Here is a 22,465-nt window from a genome sequence, read left to right on the forward strand (position 1 = left end):
ACGGCGTGCAAGGGCATCACCTGCGGAGGCCGATGATGCCCAGCTCTTGCCACATCCACGTAAAATCATAGGTAGCCATTGGCTCGCCGACCCCGGATTTTGCTGCGCCATTCTCTATATATTTGAGCCAGTCGGCCACTTTCGCCCGGCCAGCCTTCGTGCGGGCCAGAGCGCGCGGCGTCTTGTTGCCAAGGGCAGGCACCGCTTCATCAAGCGTTTTGGTATATTCGCGTGTCAGCATATCATGAACGATGCGCTCCATTTCGTCCGGCGGGATATCGAGCGGCTCTTCCTGCGGAGCGCGGGCGGCGTCATCAGCCATGAACTGGGCCAGAGTCCGGATTTCGGTCATAGGTGTGCTCACGCAATCACCAAGCCATTCGCCCATTTGCGCAATCGCTTTCTCCGCACGGGCGGCACTATTGACCTCAACGATCAGTTTGCGTCCCGCCAACTCGACATTGGCGAAGACGGGTGTGCCGTCCTCCATGGTCGTCACAAAAGCCTGCCCGCCTTTGGCCGTTCGTGGTTTTCTCTCCTTCGTCACCGGCACCAGCCAGTTCCAGAATGTGTCGCTGGCAGGCTCCAGCCATTGTGCCGCGTTCAGCCTGCGAACCACGCTCTTGCCGATCACGCCCTTGGCCAGGGGGAAGACGATGCGGTGGAACACAAGATCATCGCCATCGGCGTTGACCATATCCGGCATGGTGCCAGGCATGGCTTTGCCCAGACAATCGAGCAGCCACATGTTCGTGAACATCGGGCCTGATGCCCGTAAAATAGCATCCCGGTCGGTCTGGTTTAGTTCGGAGGTGTCCTTTGCATCGTCCGCAAGCCGGCCAAACGCGTCGATCAGTTGTAGGGCGCCATCAGCGCTGAACGGCAACAGCGCGCCCGAGATGCCATGGCGACCGTTCACATCGACAACCCGTGCAGCGATCTTGTCCCAGTTGACGAGGGTCTGTGTCGCGCCGTGTTCGCGGACCGTGACTGGCGCAACATCCCGCAACAGATCACGCAAGGTCATCGACTGACCGGGGACGACCTCGCTAACCTCATAGAGCGACATCATCGTATCCCGCAGCGCGCGCATATAGGCCTTGTTCGGCGCCTTCTCGTTCCAGCCTCGGCGCTTGAGATAGTCATCGACCAGATTGCGACCGTCAGGTTCCAGTTCCTGTGTCAGCAGATCTTCAAAGGCGCAGCCCCATAGCGGCCCTTGCCAATGATCACCGATGATCTCGAATATGGCGTCGGGTTCGAGGCCGGTCGCTTCACATGCCGGACCGAGATGCGCGGACAGCATTTCATCCATCGCCTCGTCCCACGGAGCACGATCCGCATATTTCATCAGCCCGGACAGATCGTGAGCAGATTTCAATCTGGACATTCAGGCAGGCCTTTCCACGCCAAGGCGGCGCATTTCGCGATAGATGGTGGATCTGCCGATGCCGAGTTGCCGTGCTGCCTCTGTCGGCGAGATACGGGCTTCGACCAGTTTGATGGCCGCATCCACCTTGGACATGTCGAGCGGCTGACGGCCAGGCTGCTTGCCCTTGGCGCGTGCAGCGGCGATCCCATCGCGGGTCCGCTCAGAGATTAGCCGCCGCTCGAAATGGGCGATAGCTCCGAACACATGGAAGATGAGTTCGCCGGCGGCCGACGAGGTGTCGATTTTTTCCTCAAGACTCAGGAGGGCGATGCCTTGGCTGCGCAAAGTTTCGACTGTGGCGAGCAGTTCAGTCAGCGAACGCCCAAGCCGATCGAGGCGGACCACGGCGAGCGTGTCACCCTTGCGGGCATAGGCGATCAGTTCGGCCAGTCCAGGCCGCTCCATGCTTTTTCCCGATATTACATCGGTGAACACCTTGATGGCGCCGGCATTCTCCAGTCGCATGGTCTGGCCCGCCACATCCTGATCGCCGGTGCTGACGCGGGCGTAGCCCAGAATGCCGCCCATCTATCGTGTCTCCCAAACGGTCGTTCTGTGGACGCTCTGAAGGGCGACCGCTTCACCCCGCCCATAGCCGTCCACATACTATGTCTCTTTACTCATGGCTGTCCATAGGCGCAGTTGACCTTTTGTGGACGGGAATCGGCATGACGAAGCGCAAGCATCAACTCCTGACCGAGAGCGAGCGCAATCAGATCCTTGCCATCCCGACCGATCGCGACCACTTGGCTCGGCTCTACACCTTCGAGCCTGCGGACATCGAGATCATCGGCGCGCGACGGGAACGACGGAACCAGTTGGGCGTCGCGCTGCAACTCGCGCTCTTGCGCCACCCGGGCATCACACTGGCGCAGTTGATACAGAACAGGGGAGCGATGCCCCATGATCTCGCCGCCTTCGTCGCAGAACAGCTTGGCCTGCGCGTCACGGATCTGGCTGACTATGCGGCGAGGGACCAGACCATGACGGACCATGCTCGCGAGCTAGCCGCGCGCTTGGGACTGCGAGGGCCGACGCGTGCCGATATTCCGTTCATGATCGAAGCGGCCACGAAAACGGCATGGGCGACCGACAAGGGGATGACGATAGCGACCGGTGTTGTCACCGCCCTTCGTGAGGCCCGGATTCTGCTGCCGTCCATCTCCACCATCGAGCGTGCCAGCAGCGCGGGGCGCGCGCGTGCCCGCAAGCAAGCCGCCTATGCCCTGATCGACGATCTCAGCGCTGAACAGGTCCACGCCCTCGACCAGCTCTTTGACGACGCCGGGGGCATGAGCCAGCTCGCTTCGCTCAAGACCATTCCCATCGCGGCAAGGCCCGATCATATCCGCCAGATTCTCGACCGCCTGCGGCAAGTGCGGAAGATCGGCATCTCCCCGGACGTGGCTGGCCGCATCCACGCGGACCGCTTCCGGCAATATGTCCGGGAAGGCCGTGCATCGCCTGCCTATATGATCGAGCGATACGTTCCCTCCCGGCGGCGCGCCACGCTGGTTGCCTTCCTGCTCGATCTTGAAGAGCAGCTGACCGACAGCGCTCTGGAGATGGCGGACAAGCTGATCGGCAGCATCTTCACCCGCGCGAAGAATGCCCAGGCGCGTAGCTATGCCGCCACATCGAAGAACGTGGCGCGGCTGATGCTGATCTTTCGCAGAACGATCGATGCGCTGACCGATGCGGTCGATACTGGCGAAGATCCAATTGAGGTCCTGGACGCATCGGTCGGGTGGAACACCCTGATGAAGGCGAGGCCGGAAGTGGCGAGCATCGCGGAAACCGCCAACCTCGATCCGCTGACGGTCGCGGCCGACCGCTATGCGACGTTACGCAAGTTCGCCCCCGACCTGCTTGAGACGCTCCAGTTCAGGGCCGGAAAGGGCAGTGCGAAAACGATCGCTGCCATCGAAATGCTGCGCGACCTCAACAGGTCGGGCAAACGCGATCTTCCTACCGACGCTCCGATGCCCTTCCGTAAAGAATGGCGAAAAATCGTCGTTGGCGATAACGGCAAGATCAACCGGCGGCTCTGGGAAATCGCAACGATCGCGCATCTGCGCAACAAGTTGCGTTCGGGGGATGTCTGGGTGGAGCGATCGGCGGGATACCGCCAGTTCGACAGCTACCTGCTCAGCGAACCGAAGGCGAAGCCAATCGTGTCGGCTCTTGGTCTGCCACCCACAGCCAGCGAATGGCTCGAACAACGGGGCCGCGAACTGGACTGGCGACTGAAGAAATTTGCCCAGCGCCTGAAGCGCGACGCTCTGGAGGGTGTGCGGTTCCGCGACGGCCGCCTCCAGATATCCCCGGTTCGCACGATCGCGATGCCCGATGCCGAAGCGCTGGCTGACCGGCTCGATGCGATGATGCCCCGCATCCGCATCACCGAGCTGCTGCATGAAGTGGCGCAGGAAACCGGCTTTCTTGCTGCATTCACGAACCTGCGCACCGGCGAAGCGTGCCCCAACGAAAACGCGCTGCTCGCCACCATCCTTGCGGATGCCACCAATCTCGGCCTGTCGCGCATGGCTGCCGCGAGCCAGGGCGTGACGCGCGACCAGCTCCTGTGGACCCATGACGCCTATATCCGCGACGACAGCTACTGCGCGGCGCTGGCCGTGCTCATCAACGCGCATCACCGCCTGCCATTCTCGCGCGTATGGGGCGACGGCACAACGTCCAGTTCCGATGGCCAGTTCTTCAGGGGCGCGAAGCGCGGTGCATCGGGCGGCGATATCAACGCCCGCTATGGCGTCGATCATGGCTTCAGCTTCTACACTCATGTTTCCGACCAGCGTGCGCCTTACCACGTCAACGTGATCTCTGCCGCGACGCATGAGGCACCCTATGTTCTCGACGGCCTCACCAGCCACGGCACCGATCTGAAAATCGTCGAGCATTACACCGACACTGGCGGGGCGACCGATCATGTCTTCGCCCTGTGCGCGATGCTGGGATTTCGCTTCTGCCCGCGCCTGCGCGACTTTCCAGACCGGCGCCTCGCGCCGATCGCGCCGGTTAAGGCCTATCCGGCCATCGCCCCGCTAATGGGCAAGCGTATCCGCACCGACATCATCGCTGAACAATGGGATGACGTGCTGCGCCTCGTCGGCTCGATCAAGGCCGGCCATGTCGCGCCATCGGTCATGCTGCGAAAGCTCGCCGCGTACGAACGGCAGAACCAACTCGACGTCGCGCTACAGGAAATCGGCAAGATCGAGCGAACCCTGTTCATGCTGGACTGGCTGGAAAATCCCGATCTGCGCCAGCGATGCCATGCTGGTCTCAACAACAGCGAACAACGCCATGCCCTGACGCAGGCAATCTACACCTTCCGCCAAGGCCGGATCATCGACCGCAGCCATGAGGCGCAACAATATCGGGCATCCGGCCTCAATCTAGTCATCGCCGCGATCGTCTACTGGAACACGATCTACATGGATGCTGCCGCCCAGCATCTACGATCAACCTCGGTCGCGGTGCCTGATTATCTGCTCGCCCATACGTCCCCCGTGGGTTGGGAGCATATTGCCTTCTCCGGCGATTTCCTCTGGGATCGCGCAGCCGCTTCCGCTGGCCGCAAGGCCCTCAATCTCCCGCCGGATAGCCGCGTCGCATAAGCGTTCGCTGATTGTTCGCCCTTAGCGTTGTTTAGCGTACCATCCACGCTATGCCCTCTGCTCGGTATCATCTGCGAAGTGATCGGCCGGCCGACCGTGGGCGTGGATGACGACTTCTTCATGCTCGGCGGCCATTCGCTGCTCGGCACGCAGGTGGTGGTGCGCGCGCGCGACGCCTTTGGCGTGGAGCTGACGCTGTTCCACCTGTTCGAGGGGCGCACCGTCGCCCGGCTCGCCGCGATCATCGAGGAGCTGGTGATCGCCAAGCTCGACTCGATGAGTGACGACGACATCCAGCAATGGGCAGCCGAATAATGGCCACCAAACCCGCCTCGGACCCTTCGCTCAGCCTCTACCGCCTGCTCGATCCGGCGGTGCTGGCCGATCCCTATCCGCTCTATCGCCGCCTGCGCGAGGAAGACCCGGTCCATTGGGACCCGTTCCTCCACGCCTGGGTGGTAACGCGCTATGCCGATGTGCATCAGGTGCTGCACGGCTTTTCCGCCGACCGCACGCTGAGCCCGGAACAGCTGCGCGCGCTGGGCATCGATTCGCTGGAGCCGGTGGCCGCGGTGATGATGCGGCAGATGCTGTTCCTCGATCCGCCGCGCCACACCCAGCTGCGCAAGCTGTGCTCGATGGCGTTCACCCCGCGCCGGGTGGAGCTGCTGGAGGATCGGGTGACCGAGATCGCCCACCGCCTGCTCGACCAGGTGGTGCCGAACGGCACGATGGACGTGGTCGGCGATTTCGCCGCGCCCTTCCCGTCGATGGTGTTCGCCGCGCTGCTGGGCGTGCCCGAGGAAGATCACGCGAAGCTGAAGGCCTGGTCCGAAATCTTTGCCGAGATGCTGGGCAATTTTCAGCACAATATCGACCGCGCGCCGCTGGTGCTGAAGGCGACGGCGGAGATGACCGATTATTTCCGCCGCGCGATCCATGAGGTGGAGCGGCCGCTGGCCGACGGCCTGCTGCGCAGCCTGGTCGAGGCCGAAGTGGATGGCGAGCGTCTGTCGGAAGAAGACGTGATCGCCAACGCCATCGTCACCATGGTGGGCGGGCAGGAAACCACCACCAACCTGATCGGCAACGGCCTGGTCACGCTGATGGAACGGCCCGAGGCGCTGGCGGCACTTCGCGACCGGCATGACCTGATGGAAAGCGCGGTGGAGGAATTGCTGCGCTTTGAAAGCCCCAGCCAGCATACCGGCCGCATCTGCCCCGCCGATACGGTGGTGGGCGGCCAGCTGATCCGCAAGGGCGAGGCGGTGATGGCGGTTATGGCCGCCGGCAACCGCGACCCCGAACGCTTTGCCGACCCCGACATGCTCGATCTGGTGCGGGCCGAAAATCGCCATCTGGCGTTCGGCTGGGCGGCGCATTTCTGCTTCGGCGCGCCGCTGGCCCGGCTGGAGGCGCGGGTTGCGTTCCGCGCGCTGCTCGACCGGCTGCCCAATGTCGCGCGGGCAAGCGACAGGCTGCGCTGGCGGACCAATTTGGGGCTGCGCGGGTTGACGGCGCTGCCGGTCCGCTTCGGATGAACGCGCCCGCCCGGATTGCCGCCGACAGTGCGCGCGCGGCGCTCCTGAAGCGCATGCTGGCGGGCGAGGCGGGCACCGCGCGCGCGGCGCCTGCCCCCATCGGCCGCCGCGACCCCGCGCGCGCCGTGCCGCTGACGCTGGAGCAGAGCCAGCTGTGGCTGCACGCGCAGATGGCGCCGGACATGCCGCTCTATAACGAATCGATCACGATTCACCGGCACGGCCCCTATGACCATGAGGTGATGGCGCGCGCGCTGACCGAGTTCGTGCGTCGCCACCCGGCCTGGCGCACCGCCTTTGTCGAGACCGAGGCCGGCGTCGAGCAGCAGATTGCCCCCTCCGAGCCGATCTCGCTGCCGCTGATCGACCTCACGCTCCACCCGGACAAGGAAGCAGCCGCACTGCGCCTGGCCACCCAGGCCGCGCGCACGCCGATCCCCCTCGACCATGCGCCGCTGTTCCGCGCCTATGTCGCCAGGCTCGCGCCGGAGGAACACCGGCTCTATCTGACGCTCCACCACATCATTTTCGACGGCGTCTCGATCTATCGCACGCTGATGCCCGAACTGGCGGCCATCGTCGCCGCGTTCGAGCGTGGCGAGGCATCGCCGCTGCCCGAGCCCGCACTGGACTATGCCGATTATGCCGTGTGGCAGGCAGCGCAGACCGACGGGCCGGACGCCGCGCGCCAGATCGCCCATTGGCGCGAGGCGCTGGCCGGGCCACTCCCCCGGCTGGAACTGGCGGGAGACCATCCGCGCCCGGCACAGCCGACCCATGCCGGATCGATGGAAGTGTTCGAGCTGTCGGAAGCGCTGATCGACCGGCTGAAGGCGCTGGCCCGGGCGGAGGGCGCGACGCTCTACATGGTGCTGCTCGCCGCGTACAAGGCGATGCTCTATCGCTATACCGGCGACACCGACATCATCGTGGGCGGGGTGACCGACACCCGCCGCCGGCCCGAACTGCAGCCGCTGGTCGGCTATTTCCTGAACACCATGGCGCTGCGCAGCCGGCCGCAGGGCGCGGTGTCGTTCCGCGACTATCTGGCCCAGGTGAAGGCAAGCGTGATCGGCGCGCTGGGCGCCTGCGACGTGCCGTTCGACCGGCTGGTGCGCGAGCTGGGCATCCGGCGCGGGCAGGGCACCCACCCGCTGTTCAACACGCTGTTCTCGATCGAGCCACCGGTCGATCCGTTCGCGCCGGGCTGGGACCTGACGCAGATGGACGTGGTGGTCGGCGCCGCCAAATATGATCTCTATCTGGAACTGGACGAACGGCCGGAGGGGATGGCCGGGCGCTTCCTCTATTCGACCGAATTGTTCGAGGTGCCGACGATCCGGCGCATGATCGGCCACTGGATCCGCCTGCTGGAAGGGGTTGCCGACAATCCCGCCACGATGCTGGCCGATCTGCCGATGCTGGATGCGGACGAAACCGCGCAGCTGGCCGGCGGGTGGGATGGGCCATGGGCGCCCGCGCCGTTCGGCACCGTCGTCGCCGGGGTCGCCGCGCAGGTCGCCGCCCGGCCCGATGCCGTGGCGATTACGCAGGGCGAAACGGCGTGGCGCTATAGCGAGCTTGACGCGCATGCCGACGCCATCGCCGCCGCCCTTGCCGACCGGGTGGCGCCGGGGGCGCTGGTCGCGCTGGCGCTTGATCGCACGCCGTGGATGGTCGCGGCGATGCTGGGCGTGCTCAGGGCTGGCGCCGCCTATCTCCCGCTCGATGCGCGCCAGCCGCCGGCGCGGCTGAAGGCGCTGGTCGAGCGCGCCGGTGCCGCGCTGGTGCTGACCGATGCAGCCAGCGCCGCCGTCGCACCCGACAGCGTTCAGCGCCTGCTGGTGGAAGAAATCGCGCCGCAGCCCTTTGCCGGGCCGCCGCCCGGCGCCGAGATGCTGGCCTATTGCCGCTACACCTCCGGCTCGACCGGTGAGCCCAAGGGCGTCGAGATCGGCCATGCCGCGCTTGCCAATCTGCTCGCCGCGATGCAGCGGCGGCCGGGCTTTGCGGCGGGTGCGCGGCTGCTGGCGGTCACCACGCTGTCGTTCGACATTGCCGAGCTGGAACTGTGGCTGCCGCTGGTCAGCGGTGGCACGGTGCTGCTGGCGACGCGCGAGGAAGCGGGCGACATGGCAGCGCTTGCCGCGCGCATCGCCCGCGACACGCCTGACATGATGCAGGCAACGCCCGCCACCTGGCGCGGGCTGATCGAGGCCGGCTGGACCGGCAGCCAGCGCCTGACCGCTTTGTGCGGGGGCGAGGCCCTGACCCCGGCGCTGGCCGGGGCACTGCGCCCGCGCGTCGGCAAGCTGTGGAACATGTATGGCCCGACCGAGACGACTATCTGGTCCACCGTTGCCGAGGTTGATGCCGGCGAAATTTCGATCGGCAGCGCGATCGACAACACCCAGCTGCGCGTGGTCGACGCCGATGGCAATCTGGTGCCGCAGGGCGCGGTTGGCGAGCTGTGGATCGGCGGCGCAGGCGTTGCGCGCGGCTATCGCGGCCGGCCGGACCTGACCGGCGCGCGCTTTGTGGAAGGGGCAGGCGCCCGCTTCTATCGCACCGGCGACCGCGCGCGCTGGCGTGGCGACGGCACGCTGGAATGCCTGGGCCGGCGCGACAATGAAGTGAAGGTGCGCGGCTTTCGCATCGCGCTGGAAGAGGTGGAGGCGGCACTCGCCAGCCTGCCCGGCGTGCGCGCAGCGGCGGCACGGACCTGGGCCGAAGGCGAGGGCGGCCATTCGCTCGCCGGCTATGTGGTGGGTGAGGGGGACGCCGCCACCTGGCGCGCCGCGCTCGCCGAGCTGCTGCCCGATTATATGATCCCCACGCGCTTCGTGGCGATGGACGCGCTGCCGATCGGCGCGACCGGCAAGGTCGACCGCGCCGCGCTGCCCGAGCCGGTGGTGGCGGGCGGCAAGGGCACGCCGCCCGAAACCCCGCTGGAGCAGCAGCTCGCGGCGATCTGGCAGGATGTGCTGGGCGTGGCTGATGTCGCGCGCGACGATGATTTCTTCGACCTGGGCGGCCATTCGCTGCTCGTCGCGCGGCTGCTGCGGCGGCTGAAGACCGAGATGGACGTGCAGCTGCCGATGGGCGCGCTGTTCCGCGCGCGGCGGCTGGCCGATATGGCGGCGCTCATCGCCTCGGGCCGGCCGCTGGAAAATCCCGCGCTGGTGCCGATCCAGCCGCATGGCCGCCAGACGCCGATCCTGTGGCTGGAGGCGGCCAGCCTGTTCGTGCCGCTGGCCGAGCGGCTGGGGCCGGACCAGCCCTTCATGGGCATTGCGCTCGGCCAGATTTTCGAGCGCGGCTGCCCGACCGACTTCAACGACGCGGCCGCTCTGGTGGTGGAGACGATCCGGCAGGTGCAGCCCAAGGGGCCATACCGGCTGGGCGGCCTGTGCACCGCCGGCATTCTGGCCCATGCGGTGGCGGCGCAGATGCGCGCGGCGGGCGACGATGTCGAGCTGCTGGTGCTGGCCCATGCCGCGCACCCGCCACACCTGCGCGGCATGGGGCGGCTGGCCAAGCTGGTCAGCAAGCTGCGTTACCACCTGCCGCTGGTTCTGAAGGCGCCCGCCGGCCAGCGCTGGCGCTATTTTCAGGAGCGGGTGCGCGGGCTGTGGGAAACCGCCGCGCCGTTCGACCCCGAGGCGGTGCTGGCGCCGCGCGTGCAGGCGGTGCTGGAAGCCGGTGCCTGGCGCTATGACCCGCCCGCTTATGATGGCGACGTGCTGGTCATCGAACCGCGCGAGGGGCCGCGCATCTTCCGCTATGCAGAGGCATGGCGTGGCGATGTCAGCGGCCGGTTCGACGCGCATCTCGCCCCCGGCGACCATTGGGGGATGATCGCGCCGCCGCATGTCGATGCCTTTGCCGTGCATCTGCGCGCGGCGCTTGGCCGGGGCGCGACCGGGCTGTCGCGCGCGGCATAATGGCCGGGGTCATCGTCCATCTCGGCGCGTGCGGGGAGGACGCCGAGGCGATGGCGCGCGACTGGGCGCTGCTCGACGATGCCGAACGCGCGCAGGCGGCGCGCTATCATCAGCCGGTCGACCGGGCGCGCTTCGTTGCGCGGCGGGGCGGGCGGCGGCGCCTGCTGGCGGCGCATCTGGGCGTCGCGCCCGAGGGCTTGCGCTTTGGCGAGGGCGCCTATGGCAAGCCGGTGCTGCTGGGCCACGAGCTGCAGTTCAGCACCTCGCACGCGGGTGACGACTGGGTGCTGGCGGTGGCCGATGTGCCGCTCGGCTGCGACCTCGCCCGGCTCGACCCCGGCTTTGCGTGGCGGGAGGTGGCTCGCGCCTTCTTCGCTGCCGTCGAGCGCAAGGCGCTGGATGCGCTGGCGCCCGAGGAAGCACCGGCCGCTTTTCTGGAAGTCTGGGCGCGCAAGGAAGCGATGGTGAAGGCGCTGGGCCATGGCCTGTCCTTCCCGCTCGATGCGTTCATCGTGGCGGACGGCCCCGGCGCCCCCTATCAGGCGGGCGTGGCCGGCTGGCAGGCGGCGGTGCTGTGGCCCCGGCCCGGCCTGTGCGTGGCAATCACGGTACAGGGGGATGCAGCGCCGCAGTGCCGGCTGGTGCAGCCGGGTGAGACATGGACCCTGCCGCTTGCCGAACCCGCAGCCCCGACGCCCGCCAGGCCCAAGCGGCGGCTTATGGTGTCGCCGCTGCGGCTGGCGCGCCGCTCTCCACCAGCCCAAGCCGCGCGGCATAGCGCGTGATCTTGGGCGCAATGGCGAGTGCCGCCTTGTGGTCTGCCTCGGCGCGTGCCGTGTCGCCCAGCCGCTGGTGGGCGATCCCGCGCGCATAAAGCGCCCAGGCGTTGCGCGGCTGCTTGGCGATGACGGCGGAATAATCGGCAACCGCGCCTTGCAGATCGCCGCTTTTCAGCAGCACCAGCGCGCGGCTGTCGAGAATGTCGGGGCTGCCCGGCTCCACCTTCAGCGCGGCGTTGCAGTCCTTCAGCGCCTTGTCGAGGTCGCGGCCCAGCACCGCGCGCGCCCAGCAGCGGCCGTTAAACGCGCTGCCCCGCGACGGGTCGTCGCCATGCGTGCGGAACCACTGGTCGTAGTTGGTGATCGCGGTCACCGGGTCACCGGCGCGAGTATAGAGCCAGCCCAGCGACAGGCGCAGATCGGCATTGGCCGGCAGCGCGGCGTCGGCAGCCTTCAGATCGGCCAGCGCCTGCGCATCCTCGCCCGCGTTGAGCAGGGCGGCGGCCCGTGTGACGCGCGCCTCGCCGTCGCCGGGGGCCAGCTTCACCGCCTGGTTGAAATCGGCCAGCGCCAGCTCGTCCTTGTCCATGCGCTGGTGCAGTTCGCCGCGCTGGAGCACATAGCGCGCCTCGCCCGGCGCCATTTCCACCGCGCGGTTCAGGTCGGCCATTGCCTTGGCCATGTCGCCCTTGGCGATCAGCGCGGCGCCGCGGCGGGCAAATTCGTCCGCGGTCTTGGGTTCGCTGCCGCTGTCGGCCACCGCCACGCGGGTGCCGTCGGGTCGCATCGCGCCGCTGGGCTTGATGTTGAACACCGGCCCGCCTTCATAGGTGAAATAGAGCCGGCGCAAGCCGTTGGCGACATAGACGCGGTGCGACAGGAAAAAGTCGGCGCCGATCAGCATGTCGGCATCGCTCAACTCCAGCGAAGACATGCGCAGCTTCACGCGCTTGATCTGTTCGCCGCCAATGTCGATCAGGTCGAACGGGGCAAGCCAGCTCTGCAGCACCTTGCTGCCCAGCCCGGTGCTGGCGCCGGCCTCCACCACGCCCGGGCTGCTCGGCGTCACGCCGGCGCGGCGCGCGCCGTCGAGCGTGACCACCGTCGAATAGGCGCCGGTGTCGAACATCGCGCGCAGCTTGGCGGTGTTCAGCACCACCGTGCCGACCGTGTGCGGCTGGTCGGTATTCACCCGGTCGATCGGCATGATCGTCACCGGGCGCTCGGCCGCCCAATAGGCCAGATTGACGTCGGCGCAGTCGCGCGACCGCATCAGCCGGACCATGCCGTGCGGCAGGTCATATTCGACATCGGCAAAGCCCAGCACGTCCTGCCCGATCAGCCCGGCATGGCCGAAATCGGCATCGGTCACCAGAAAGGCGGCCTGGGGAATCTTGACGCCGGCCAGCTTGAACTGGCTGACGCGCGTCACCTGCGCGCGCACTTCGCCGCCGACGCCGGTGATGCGGAACTCGGGCGGCGCGTCCGTCGTCACCAGCTTCAGGTCCTTGGCCAAGGCGCGCGAAATGGTGCTGAAGAAGGCCCCGCTATCCAGAATGAAACGCACCTTGGTGCCGTTTATTTCAGCATCGGCAACCGCCTTGTTGTCGATCATCGTCACCGGAAACTCGACGATCTTTTCCAGCTTGCACTCGGCATGCGCCGATGTCGCCCCGAACAGTGACAGCCCCAGAAAAATAGACACAATGCGTGACATTAACGCTGCCCCCCCCAAATGCATTGGGGGCACCATTTCACTGCGACTTCACGGAATCAAATATAATTTTTCTGTAAAACGCCGCTTTGGCGCAATCTATTGGCGGCGTTCACACCGCGCTGCTGAACCTTGTGGTGCTGTGTGCGCGATACGGGTCGATCGTCGCGGCAATTGCGCGGGCATAGGGCACCCCGCCCGGGGCGATGCGCAGGGTGCTGCCCGCCCGCGCCGCGACGCCGGCTTTCTCGAACGGGGCAAGCCGCGCGAGGATGTCGCCCAGCTCGGGCAGGCCGGCCAGGTCCGTCTGCCCCTGGCACAGCAGCTGCTCGATCGCGCGGCCATGCGCGCGGTCAGCGGCCGAGCGGCGCAGCCCCCGTGCAATTGCGAACTGGCCCTGGCCGATGCGCAGGTGATAGCGACCGCTATTCTTCTCATTCTGCAGCAGCCAGCCGGGAAAGGCGCTGATCGCGGACGCGCCAAGGCCGACCAGCGCATCGGCCGGATCTTCGGTAAAGCCCTGGAAATTGCGCTTCAGCGTGCCCGCCCGCGCGGCCTTCGCCATGGCATCGCCGGGCAGCGCGAAATGGTCAAAGCCAATCGCGCGATAGCCGACACCGGTCAGCATGAAATGCGCCAGTTCCGCCTGGCGGAAGCGCGCCTCTGCATCGGGCAGCGCGCTGTCGTCGATCTGGCGCTGGCGGGGGATGAGGTGCGGCACATGGGCATAGCCGAACACCGCCAGCCGGTCTGGCGCCATGGCGATGGCCTGTTCGAGCGTTTCCGCGAGATCAGCGCGCGACTGGCCGGGCAGGCCGTACATCAGGTCGAAATTGACCGAGCCGACACCAGCCGTGCGCAGCTGCGCCATCACACAGGCAATGCGGGCGATCGGCTGCACCCGGCCGATGGCGGCCTGCACATGGTTGCTGAGCGTCTGCACGCCCAGGCTGACCCGCGTCACGCGGTTGCGTTCGATGGCCGCCGCCCAGCGCCAGTCAAAGCCGCGCGGGTCGAGCTCGACCGAAATCTGCGCGTCGCTGGTGTCGAAGCGGGCGCGCAGCTGCGCCATGGCGGCGTCGAACTGGGCCGGGCTGATGGCATTGGGGCTGCCGCCGCCCCAGGCGATGCGGCTGATCCGCCGGCCGCCGATGCGGGTGGCGAGCAGGTCGATCTCCTCGCCCAGCCGCTTCATATAGGCCGCCACCCGCAGCGTGCGGTTGGCAACCCCGGTGTTGCACCCGCAATACCAGCAGAGCTGCTCGCAATAGGGCACGTGGAGATAGAGCGACACCGCATCGTCGGGCGCCAGCGCGTCAAGCGCTGCGTGCATGTCGTCGGGGCCGACCGTGTCGCCAAATTCGGCGGCGGTGGGGAAGCTGGTGTATCGCGGCACGGCAACCGCGAGCAGCTGGGGGTGATAGCGCCACATGATGCCATGATGGCGTGGCGGCGGCGGCGCGTCCTTGATCCAGGTCAAGCCGGTCGTGCGCGTATTGCGGTGGGCATTTCAACCTCGCCCCGTTCGTCCCGAGCGAAGTCGAGGGACGTGCAGCCGGGAGCCGTGCCCGGTCCGCGTGTCTCGACTTGGCTCGACACGAACGGTGGTTGGTCAGATCAGGGCGGTCATTAGCCGGCCAGCGCCTTCAGCGCGGCCGGGTCTTCCACCGTGAAATGGCGCAGATCGGGCAGGGTGATCACCCCGTCGGCGGCGAGGCGGCTGAGCCGCCGGCTGACCGTCTCGATGGTCAGCCCCAGCAGGCCGGCCATTTGCTGGCGCGACAGCGGCAGGTCGACCGGCGCGCCTGCGTCCGCGCCGCTGCGCTCGGCCAGATCGTGGAGCAGGCTGGCGACGCGCTCTTCGGCGTTCTTGCGGCCCAGCAGCAGCATCCACGCGCGCGCCCGTTCCAGCTCGCCGAACAGCCGCACGACCAGCGCCTGCGTCATCGCCGGGTGTGCCAGCGCGAAATTGTGGAACTGCTGGCGCGGCATCACGCACAGGCTGGCGGGGCCAAGCGCGGTCAGGCTGTGGGTGGCGGGCTGGTCAAGCGGCTGGCCCACGAAATCGCCGGGGCCGGCGACCCCCAGAATCTGTTCGCGCCCATCGTCGAGCGAGGCGCTGAGCTTGAACATGCCGGAGCGCACGGTGCCGACGAACTCGGCCGGCTCCCCCTCCCACAGCAATGTGGCGCCGGGTTCCAGATGGCGCACCCGGCCGAGCGCGGCAAAGCTCTGCAGCGCGGCCGGTGCGAGGTTGGCACAGAGTGCTGCCGCGCGGCCGGTGCATTCGGCGCAGCGCTGCGGCACCGCGGTCTCCGGCGCCAGTTCGAAGGAAGCGGTGGACTTGTACATGGCCAGCGTCAGTTCCTCTTGATCAGCCATTCAGTGCATCGACCAGGTCATGGGTGCGCAGCGGCTTTTCCAGCACCGCATCGAACCCGCAGGCGCGCGCCGAATCGAACAGATGGGGCGAGGGGAAGCCGGTGATCAGCACCGCCTTGCCCGACCAGCCGTTGCGCTTCATGGCGCGCAGCACGCCGATGCCGTCGCCATCGGGCAGGCGATAGTCGCTGACCAGCGCGGCGTAATCGACCTGGTCGGCGGCGTTCACTGCCGGGGTGGCGGCGGCATAAGCGCGCACGTCAAAACCGCGCGCATGGAGCAGCAACTGGAGCGAACGGCGCACCCCTTCATCATCTTCGATCAGCAGCAGATGGGGGCGGGGCGACTCGCTGGCGGGCAGGCGCTTGACCATGAATTCTCTCGTCTTTTGAGAATTCTTTGTGGCAAAAGCCGCCGGCCGGGTCGTTACGTAGAGTTCCGAAAAATAAGCTGGGCGCGTGCCAGGCTGGGGCTATTTGCCAAGCCCGGCGGCAAAGGCGATGCGCAGCGCGTCGGACAGGCTGCGCACGTCGAGCTTGGTCATCAGATTGGCGCGGTGCACTTCCACCGTGCGCGGCGAGATGCCCAGGTCAAAGGCGATCGTCTTGTTGGGCAGCCCGCGCGCCAGCCCTTCCAGCACGTCATGCTCGCGCGGGGTCAGCACCGCCAGCCGCACCTGCGCGTCCTTGGCGGCCAGGTCGGAGCTGTCATGCTGGTCCAGCCGCGCAAAGCCGATATCGATGGCGGCGATCAGCGCCGACTTTTCGAACGGCTTTTCAAGAAAATCGACCGCGCCGGCCTTCATTGCCTGCACCGCCGTCGTCACATCGCCATGGCCGGTCAGCACGACGACCGGCAGCGTCACGCCGCGCGCGGCCAGCTCGCGCTGCACCGCCAGCCCGTCCATCACCGGCATGCGCACATCGAGCAGGATGCAGCCCGGCTCGACCTGTTTTTCGGCCAGAAAATCAACGCCCGATTCGTACAGCGCGACCCGATAGCCGGAAGTGCGCAGCAGGAAACTGACCGAGCGGCGCACCGCTTCTTCATCGTCCACGACATGGATCAGGCGTTCAGACATCTGCGTCCTCGATACTGGCATTGGGAACGGTGAAGTGGAAGGCCGTGCCGCCATCGGGGGCGGGCTCTGCCCAGATGCGCCCGCCATGCGCCTCCACGATCGTGCGGCAGATCGACAGGCCCAGGCCCATCCCGCTTTCCTTGCTGGTGGTGAATGCCTCGAACAGGCGCGGCGCCACCTCGGGCGCGATGCCACCGCCGGTGTCGGTGACGGACAGGCGCACCAGATCGCCTTCGGCCTTGCTGGCGATGGTGATGTCGCGGCGGGGGCTGTGCTCCATCGCGTCGACGGCGTTGCGCAGCAGGTTCACGAACACCTGCTGAATCTGCACCCGGTCGGCAATGATATGGGTCGCGGCCGGGTCTAGCATCAGGAAGCTGCGCACGCCGCGCTCATGCGCGCCCATCAGCGCGAGCCGGCTTGCCTCATCGACCAGCGCGGGCAGCGGCTCGGTCTTTTGCTCCAGCTCGCCGCGCGCCACAAAGCCGCGCAGCCGCCGCACGATATGCCCCGCGCGCAGCGCCTCTTTCGCGGCCTCGTCCATTGCCTCGCGTATGATGGCGTCGCGGTTGGCCGTCTCGTGGTCGAGCAGGTCGCGCGCGGCTTCCAGATAATTGGCAACGGCGGTCAGCGGCTGGTTCAGCTCATGCGCGAGGGTGGAGGCCATGGTGCCCATAGCGCTGAGGCGCGAGACGTGGATCAGCTCCGACTGCAGCTCCTTCAGCTGGCTCGCCGCAGCCTCGCGCGCGGTCAGGTCGCGGATGAAGCCGGTGAACACGCGGTGCCCGTCGCTGCGTGCTTCCCCCACCGACAGCTCCATAGGGAAGGTGCTGCCGTCGCGGCGCAGCCCGCTCACCACGCGCCCGATGCCGATGATCCGCCGCTCGCCGGTGTCCAGATAATGGCGGATATAATTGTCGTGCCGGCGCCGGTCATGGTCGGGCATCAACTGGCTGACATTGCGGCCGAGCAGTTCGGCCTCGCCATAGCCGAACAGCCGTTCGGCCGCCGCGCTGAACGACAATATCTTGCCGCGCTCGTCGATCACGATCATCGCGTCGGGCACGGTCGCCAGGATCGAGCGATAGTGAAGCTCGCTCTGCACAAGTGCCTGCTGCGCGGCCTTGCGCGGGGTGATGTCGTGGAACGACAGGCCAAAGCCGCGAATGTGATCGCGCCCATGGCCCAGCGCCACCAGCATGATGTCGGCAAAGAATTCCGAGCCGTCCTTGCGCTGCCGCCACGCCTCCAGCCGCAAGGGGCTGGTGAGCGCGGTCTCGCGGTCCTCCGCCGGCCAGCCCTGCACGCGGTCGCCGGGGGTGTAGAGAATGTCGACGGGCCTGCCGATCGCTTCGGCGGCGGTCCACCCGGTCAGCACCCGGGCGCCCTTGTTCCAGCTGGCGATGCGGCCGTCAGGCGCAAGCAACAGCACGGCACGATCGTGCATGCCGCCGACAAAGCCTGCCATTTCGGCCGCCAAGTCCGCCGGCGACCATTCCGGATCGATTACGCTACCCACCACAGGGGCCAGCCTAGCGCGACAAGGGCGCGCGGGGCCAGCCCCTATTGCGTTCAGCGATGATGGGCGAGGAACACCGGCACCGGGCTGCGCGCCAGCAGCTTTTCGGTGGTGCCGCCGAAGATCGCCTCCAGCCAGCGGGCATGGCCATAGCCGCCCATCACCAGATAGTCGGCATTGGTTGCCGCCTCGACCAGGATCACCGTGCCGGGCCGGTCGGTGCCGGTTTCCTCGCGCCGCACGGTCGCCGGAATGCCATGCCGGCCAAGATAGATCGCGCCCTGCTCGGCGGGTATGGTGATCGACCCGTCATCGGCATAGAGCAACGTCACCTCGCTGGCATGTGCGAGCAGCGGCAGCGCCGTTTTCAGCGCGGCCTCCGCATCTTTGGAGCCATCCCAGGCGATCAGCGCCCGGCCGCCCACGTTCAGCCCGCGCGCGTTTTCGGGCACCGCCAGCACCGGCACGTCGCCCTCGGTCAGCATCGCGCCGACCAGATCGGCCATGTTGGGGTAAAGCGCCTTGTCGAACACGCGGTTGAGCACCACCAGATCGACGAGCCGTGCCGCTTCCTTCAGGCAGGTCGCGGCGTCGCCGGTCATGTCCTGCCAGGTGAAGGGCACGTCCTCCCGCTCCAGCCGGGCGCGGATGCGCGCGCCGTTTGCGCTTTCGGCGGCCTGCTCGTCGCCCAGCAGCATTGCGCCGCCGCCCATCGAGACATAGTCGCTGACCAGCATCGGCACCATGGTGATGTCGACGCAGTTCAGATGCCCGTCCATCGCGCGGGCAATGTCCAGCGCGACCTGCAGCCGGGCCTCCTGGCCCGCATCATCATGAATCAGTACAAGGATGTTTTTCATCGTCGGCCTCCATCCGCCCGCCCGATGCCATGGAGGATAGGCCCCGGCGGCGGGGCGCGGCGATGCGGATTGATACGTAAGCCGGTTTGATCTGGATCAAGGACGCATCGCCGGGCGGGCGGCAACGTGAGCGAATGGCGCGATCCTCGCGCCGCAGGAGATTTGCCATGTTCCAGTTCATCGCCGCCCACTATGTCGATATGGTCATGGTTGCGATGGCCAGCTTCTCGGCTGTGCTGCTGTTTGCCTCGCTCACCGACCGCGAGCCGCAGATGCGCTGATCCTAAGGCCCGTTCCGCGGCCGAGCGATGCCGCCACCCGCTACAAAAACGGCGGGTGGGCGGTATTGTTACATTATCGAAATGGAAATCCGTGCTCTGCCTGCGCGCAACAGATCGGCGTTATTGTCAAAACTTTGCTTATTAATGCAAACGTCGTCATTTTGACCTTGCAGGGATGTAATCCTGTTGTAACTTCGGGTTTGCGTCTTCCGTATCGGTGAAATCGGCACCACTGGTGCCCGTTTCGAGGATGTCCGTTCATGCAGGCTGGCCGGGTTTGCCTTTGCTGGGATGTGATGCGCGCGGCCGCGCTGCGCGCGCGCATGGACCGCCGGCGTGGCTGAGCTGCTGGTCGACATTCACGGGCTTGGCAAGCTGATCGACGGCACCCGGCTGGTCGATGGCGTGACGTTGCGGCTGGGCCGGGGTGAGATATTGGGGCTGACCGGGCCGGTGGGCGGCGGCAAGACCACCGCGCTCAGGATGCTGGCCGGGCTGGTCCGGCCCGACCTTGGCCATGGCACGGTTCTGGGCGAGGATGTGGTGGTGCCGCTGTCGCGCCGCCGGGGGCGCATTGGCTATATGGGCCAGCGGCTGGCGCTCTATCCTGAGCTGTCGGTGATCGACAACCTGTTGTGCAACAACCCTGCGCGCGATGCCGATGCGCCCTATCCCCGGCTGGAGGCGGTGCTCAAGGCGATGGCGCTGACCGGCTTTGCCGACGACCTGGCCGGTACGCTGGCGAACGGCCCGGCGCGTCGCCTGCATTTCGCCGGCATCCTGATGAACGCCCCGCAATTGCTGCTGCTCGACGAGCCGGGCGCGGGTTTTGACCGCGAGACAAATGACCTGATCTGGCGCGCGATCGAACAGGTTGCCGCCGATGGCGGCGGCGCGATCGTCGCCAGTTGCGACATGGCGGAGCTGGCGCGCTGCACCGCCTTCGTGCCCTTTGCCGATCAGCAGGCCGGCACCCAGTTCGATTTCGACATGATCCTGCCGGCCACCGGCGCCAGTGTGGTGGACGAGGCATTGCGGCTGCTGGCCGGGGGTGGCGGGCGCCGGCTGGCCCATAATTGAGCCGCGCCGGTGCCCGGGCTGAAGCCGGCTGAGAGCCGTTCTCAGAAAGCCAGCCGCAGCCCGCCCGAGATCGACGTGGTGTCGCCAATAGCGAAGCCCAGCGTGCGCACCGCGTTGACGGTGAAGCTCAGCCGGTCATTGAGGCCGAACGACCCGGTCAGCGCGATTTCGCCCCAGGTGTCGGAAACGCCATTGCCGTTGAGCACGCCCAGCGCATTCCCGGTGGCCCCGGTTGCGTTGCTGCGGTTGACCGAGGCGTCGTTCGACGTGGTCAGCGCCGATCCGGTAAAGGCCAGCAGATGCCGGTCCTTCGGCCCGAACACATATTGCAGCGTGGCGCCGCCGCTGCCCGTCACGCCGCTTTGCGACTCGTTGAGCAGCAGCGGGTTGGCAAGCCCCGTGCCGGTCACCACGCGCGCGGTTGTGATGCGGCTGTAATCGATCGCGACATAGGGCGACAGGAACAGGCGTTCGCTGAGCGCCAGGTCATAGGTCAGCGACGCACCACCGCCGGCAATGCTGCCCGACGAGCTGATATTGATTGTGGTATTGTTGGCGCGGCGCACATTGCGGGCGTCGAACGCGCGGTCGCCGAACGTGCCATACCCCTCCAGCGTGAAATCGCCCAGCGCCAGCCCGCCCGACAGGCGCACCAGCCGCGTCGTTGCCGGCACGAAAATCGCGGTGCGCGCATTGGTATCGGCGCTGATCTGCGACACCGACACGCGCACATAATTATCGTCAAGATTGCGCGTCAGGCTGAGCGAGACAAAGGGCTGGTTGCCCAGGCCGCCGCCAAAGGTGGTGCCGCCATCGACCGCGACCGCCCAGTCGGGCTTGCGCTCCTGCTTTTCGTCAGCGGCCAGCGCGACCCCGGGCAGGCCGCACAGCAAGGCGGCAATCGCAAATTTATGGAACACATCTTCCCCCATTATGGCGTTACGATCGTCCAACGGACGGCGATTGAAAAACCTTCGCAGCGAGCGAAGGTTTTTTCGCGGCCGCGCGTTGGCTATCTTGGGTGGTGACGTGGGGAGGGGAGAGGACCTGTCATTGCTCGCTGATCGCGATCCACCACCTGTTTCATCAGCCGGCATCGAAAGGGAGGCGGCTGACGAGACGGCGTTGATGGCCCGGGTGGCGGCGGGCGATGGCGGCGCGTTTCAGCCGCTGGTCAACGGCCATGCCGTCCGGCTGCGCCGCATCGCCTATCGCATGCTGGGCGATGTGGGGGAGGCGGAGGATGTCGCGCAGGAGGCGTTGCTGCGCCTGTGGCGCGACGCCGCGCGCTGGCGGCCGGAACGCGCGGGGCCGGCCGCCTGGCTCAACCGGGTGACGGTCAATCTGTGCCTGGACCGGCTGCGCCGGACGCGCTTCGTGGTGACCGAGCAGGTGCCCGAGCGCGCCTGTGACGGGCCAAGCGCCGACGCGCTGATCGAAGCCGATCAGCAAAAGGCGGCGGTGGTGGCCGCAATCGCGCAGCTTTCCGACCGCCAGCGCGCGGCGATCGTGCTGACTTATTATGAGGGTTTGTCCAACGCTATGGCCGCCGATGCGCTCGATCTGAACCTGAAAGCCTTTGAATCGCTGCTGCACCGCGCGCGGCAGACGCTGAAGGCGGCGCTGGTGCAGGCCGGCATTGCCGAACATCCGGCTGGAGGGGCCAATAGATGACGCCGCACCCTGACGATTTCAACGCCCGCTGGGGCGCCGCGCTCGACCGGTTCGACGTGCCGCCGCCCTCGCCCGACTTTCTCGCGCGGCTGTCGCACCTGCCGCAGGGCGCGGGGGCGCCGGCGGCGCGCTGGGCTTTTGTACGGCGCCGCGCCGATGGCGGGCGGCGCGGGCCATGGGTGCGCCGCGCGCTGATCGGGGTCGCGGTGATCGGGCTGACCGGCACGGCAGCGGCGACCGGCTTCTTCCAGGAGCTGGCGCGCCGCCTGCCGGGGCTGACCCAGCTGGTTGCCGCCGCGCCCGATCCTGCGCCGGTCGTGTCGCGGCCGGCCCCCCGTATATCGCCGCCGACAGCCGCTGCCGCGCCGGCGGTGCAAAGCGTTGCGCCGCCTGTGGCGCCGGCACCGGTCGAGGGCGCGATCACGCGCGAGCTTGCAGCACCCGTCGCCGTTGCCGGCCCGGCGCCGGTGGTGCCGGTGGCCGCCGCACCCGTGCCGGCGCCGGTTGCGGCCGAAATGCGCCGCCCGCTGGCCCGTGCGC

General features: G+C 67.2%; 17 protein-coding genes and 1 pseudogene. 8 read left to right on the forward strand and 10 right to left on the reverse strand.

The features are described from left to right. Positions 1-16: 16 nt before the first annotated feature. Both K2Y03_RS11500 and K2Y03_RS11505 read right to left on the reverse strand, forming a co-directional pair. Positions 17-1,390, reverse strand: coding sequence for a hypothetical protein (locus K2Y03_RS11500; protein WP_007015736.1), 1,374 nt, complete (start codon positions 1,388-1,390; stop codon positions 17-19). After that, a complete protein-coding gene (locus K2Y03_RS11505; protein WP_007015735.1) occupies positions 1,391-1,960 on the reverse strand; it encodes a recombinase family protein in 570 nt (189 codons plus the stop codon). Positions 1,961-2,100: 140 nt separating this feature from the next. Here K2Y03_RS11505 and K2Y03_RS11510 point away from each other — a divergent pair, with 140 nt between their 5' ends. From K2Y03_RS11510 to K2Y03_RS11530, 5 genes are read left to right on the forward strand one after another with little or no spacing between them, the layout of a single operon-like run. After that, positions 2,101-5,070 carry a Tn3 family transposase gene (locus K2Y03_RS11510; protein WP_007015734.1) on the forward strand — a complete coding sequence of 990 codons (2,970 nt, stop codon included), beginning with the start codon at positions 2,101-2,103 and terminating at the stop codon, positions 5,068-5,070. A 27-nt stretch (positions 5,071-5,097) separates the two neighbouring features. After that, positions 5,098-5,385, forward strand: coding sequence for a phosphopantetheine-binding protein (locus K2Y03_RS11515; protein WP_294090827.1), 288 nt, complete (start codon positions 5,098-5,100; stop codon positions 5,383-5,385). Further along, a complete protein-coding gene (locus tag K2Y03_RS11520; RefSeq protein ID WP_294090828.1) occupies positions 5,385-6,611 on the forward strand; it encodes a cytochrome P450 in 1,227 nt (408 codons plus the stop codon). Before K2Y03_RS11515 ends, K2Y03_RS11520 begins: the two co-directional genes overlap by 1 nt. Continuing rightward, complete coding sequence (locus tag K2Y03_RS11525) at positions 6,608-10,555, forward strand: amino acid adenylation domain-containing protein (RefSeq protein ID WP_294090829.1); 3,948 nt, start codon at positions 6,608-6,610, stop codon at positions 10,553-10,555. The genes K2Y03_RS11520 and K2Y03_RS11525 overlap by 4 nt, the downstream gene beginning before the upstream one ends. Then, positions 10,555-11,340, forward strand: coding sequence for a 4'-phosphopantetheinyl transferase superfamily protein (locus K2Y03_RS11530; protein WP_294090830.1), 786 nt, complete (start codon positions 10,555-10,557; stop codon positions 11,338-11,340). The genes K2Y03_RS11525 and K2Y03_RS11530 overlap by 1 nt, the downstream gene beginning before the upstream one ends. On the opposite strand, the gene K2Y03_RS11535 is transcribed toward K2Y03_RS11530, so the two are convergent. The 7 genes from K2Y03_RS11535 to K2Y03_RS11565 all read right to left on the reverse strand — a co-directional run bounded on the left by K2Y03_RS11535 (position 11,273) and on the right by K2Y03_RS11565 (position 18,890). Then, positions 11,273-13,039 carry a retroviral-like aspartic protease family protein gene (locus K2Y03_RS11535; RefSeq protein WP_294090831.1) on the reverse strand — a complete coding sequence of 589 codons (1,767 nt, stop codon included), beginning with the start codon at positions 13,037-13,039 and terminating at the stop codon, positions 11,273-11,275. The genes K2Y03_RS11530 and K2Y03_RS11535 overlap by 68 nt on opposite strands. A 121-nt stretch (positions 13,040-13,160) precedes the next feature. Then, positions 13,161-14,528, reverse strand: a complete 1,368-nt coding sequence (gene hemN / locus K2Y03_RS11540; protein ID WP_367114773.1) for an oxygen-independent coproporphyrinogen III oxidase — start codon at positions 14,526-14,528, stop codon at positions 13,161-13,163. A gap of 149 nt (positions 14,529-14,677) precedes the next feature. Beyond that, on the reverse strand, positions 14,678-15,430 hold the full coding sequence (locus K2Y03_RS11545; protein WP_294090832.1) for a Crp/Fnr family transcriptional regulator: 753 nt from the start codon (positions 15,428-15,430) through the stop codon (positions 14,678-14,680). Further along, positions 15,423-15,803: a response regulator gene (locus K2Y03_RS11550; protein ID WP_294090833.1), complete on the reverse strand. Its 381-nt coding sequence runs from the start codon at positions 15,801-15,803 to the stop codon at positions 15,423-15,425. The genes K2Y03_RS11545 and K2Y03_RS11550 overlap by 8 nt, the downstream gene beginning before the upstream one ends. Positions 15,804-15,902: 99 nt before the next feature. After that, positions 15,903-16,511: a response regulator gene (locus K2Y03_RS11555; RefSeq protein WP_294090834.1), complete on the reverse strand. Its 609-nt coding sequence runs from the start codon at positions 16,509-16,511 to the stop codon at positions 15,903-15,905. After that, positions 16,504-17,958, reverse strand: coding sequence for a PAS domain S-box protein (locus tag K2Y03_RS11560; RefSeq protein WP_294090842.1), 1,455 nt, complete (start codon positions 17,956-17,958; stop codon positions 16,504-16,506). Before K2Y03_RS11560 ends, K2Y03_RS11555 begins: the two co-directional genes overlap by 8 nt. A 125-nt stretch (positions 17,959-18,083) precedes the next feature. Beyond that, a complete protein-coding gene (locus K2Y03_RS11565) occupies positions 18,084-18,890 on the reverse strand; it encodes a universal stress protein (protein ID WP_294090836.1) in 807 nt (268 codons plus the stop codon). A gap of 617 nt (positions 18,891-19,507) precedes the next feature. Here K2Y03_RS11565 and K2Y03_RS11570 point away from each other — a divergent pair. Continuing rightward, entirely contained in the window at positions 19,508-20,251 is a 744-nt protein-coding gene (locus K2Y03_RS11570) for an ATP-binding cassette domain-containing protein (protein WP_294090837.1), read from the forward strand. A 41-nt stretch (positions 20,252-20,292) separates the two neighbouring features. Here K2Y03_RS11570 and K2Y03_RS11575 read toward each other — a convergent pair whose 3' ends face one another. Then, complete coding sequence (locus K2Y03_RS11575; protein ID WP_294090838.1) at positions 20,293-21,204, reverse strand: autotransporter domain-containing protein; 912 nt, start codon at positions 21,202-21,204, stop codon at positions 20,293-20,295. A gap of 100 nt (positions 21,205-21,304) precedes the next feature. On the opposite strand from K2Y03_RS11575, the gene K2Y03_RS11580 reads away from it, so the two are divergent. Together K2Y03_RS11580 and K2Y03_RS11585 are read left to right on the forward strand one after the other, a co-directional pair. Further along, positions 21,305-21,925: an RNA polymerase sigma factor gene (locus tag K2Y03_RS11580; RefSeq protein ID WP_294090840.1), complete on the forward strand. Its 621-nt coding sequence runs from the start codon at positions 21,305-21,307 to the stop codon at positions 21,923-21,925. After that, positions 21,922-22,465, forward strand: a pseudogene (locus tag K2Y03_RS11585) (hypothetical protein); the annotation flags it as partial. The gene K2Y03_RS11580 and the pseudogene K2Y03_RS11585, both read left to right, overlap by 4 nt.

The organism is Sphingomonas sp., from assembly GCF_019746015.1.
GTDB lineage: Bacteria > Pseudomonadota > Alphaproteobacteria > Sphingomonadales > Sphingomonadaceae > Sphingomonas.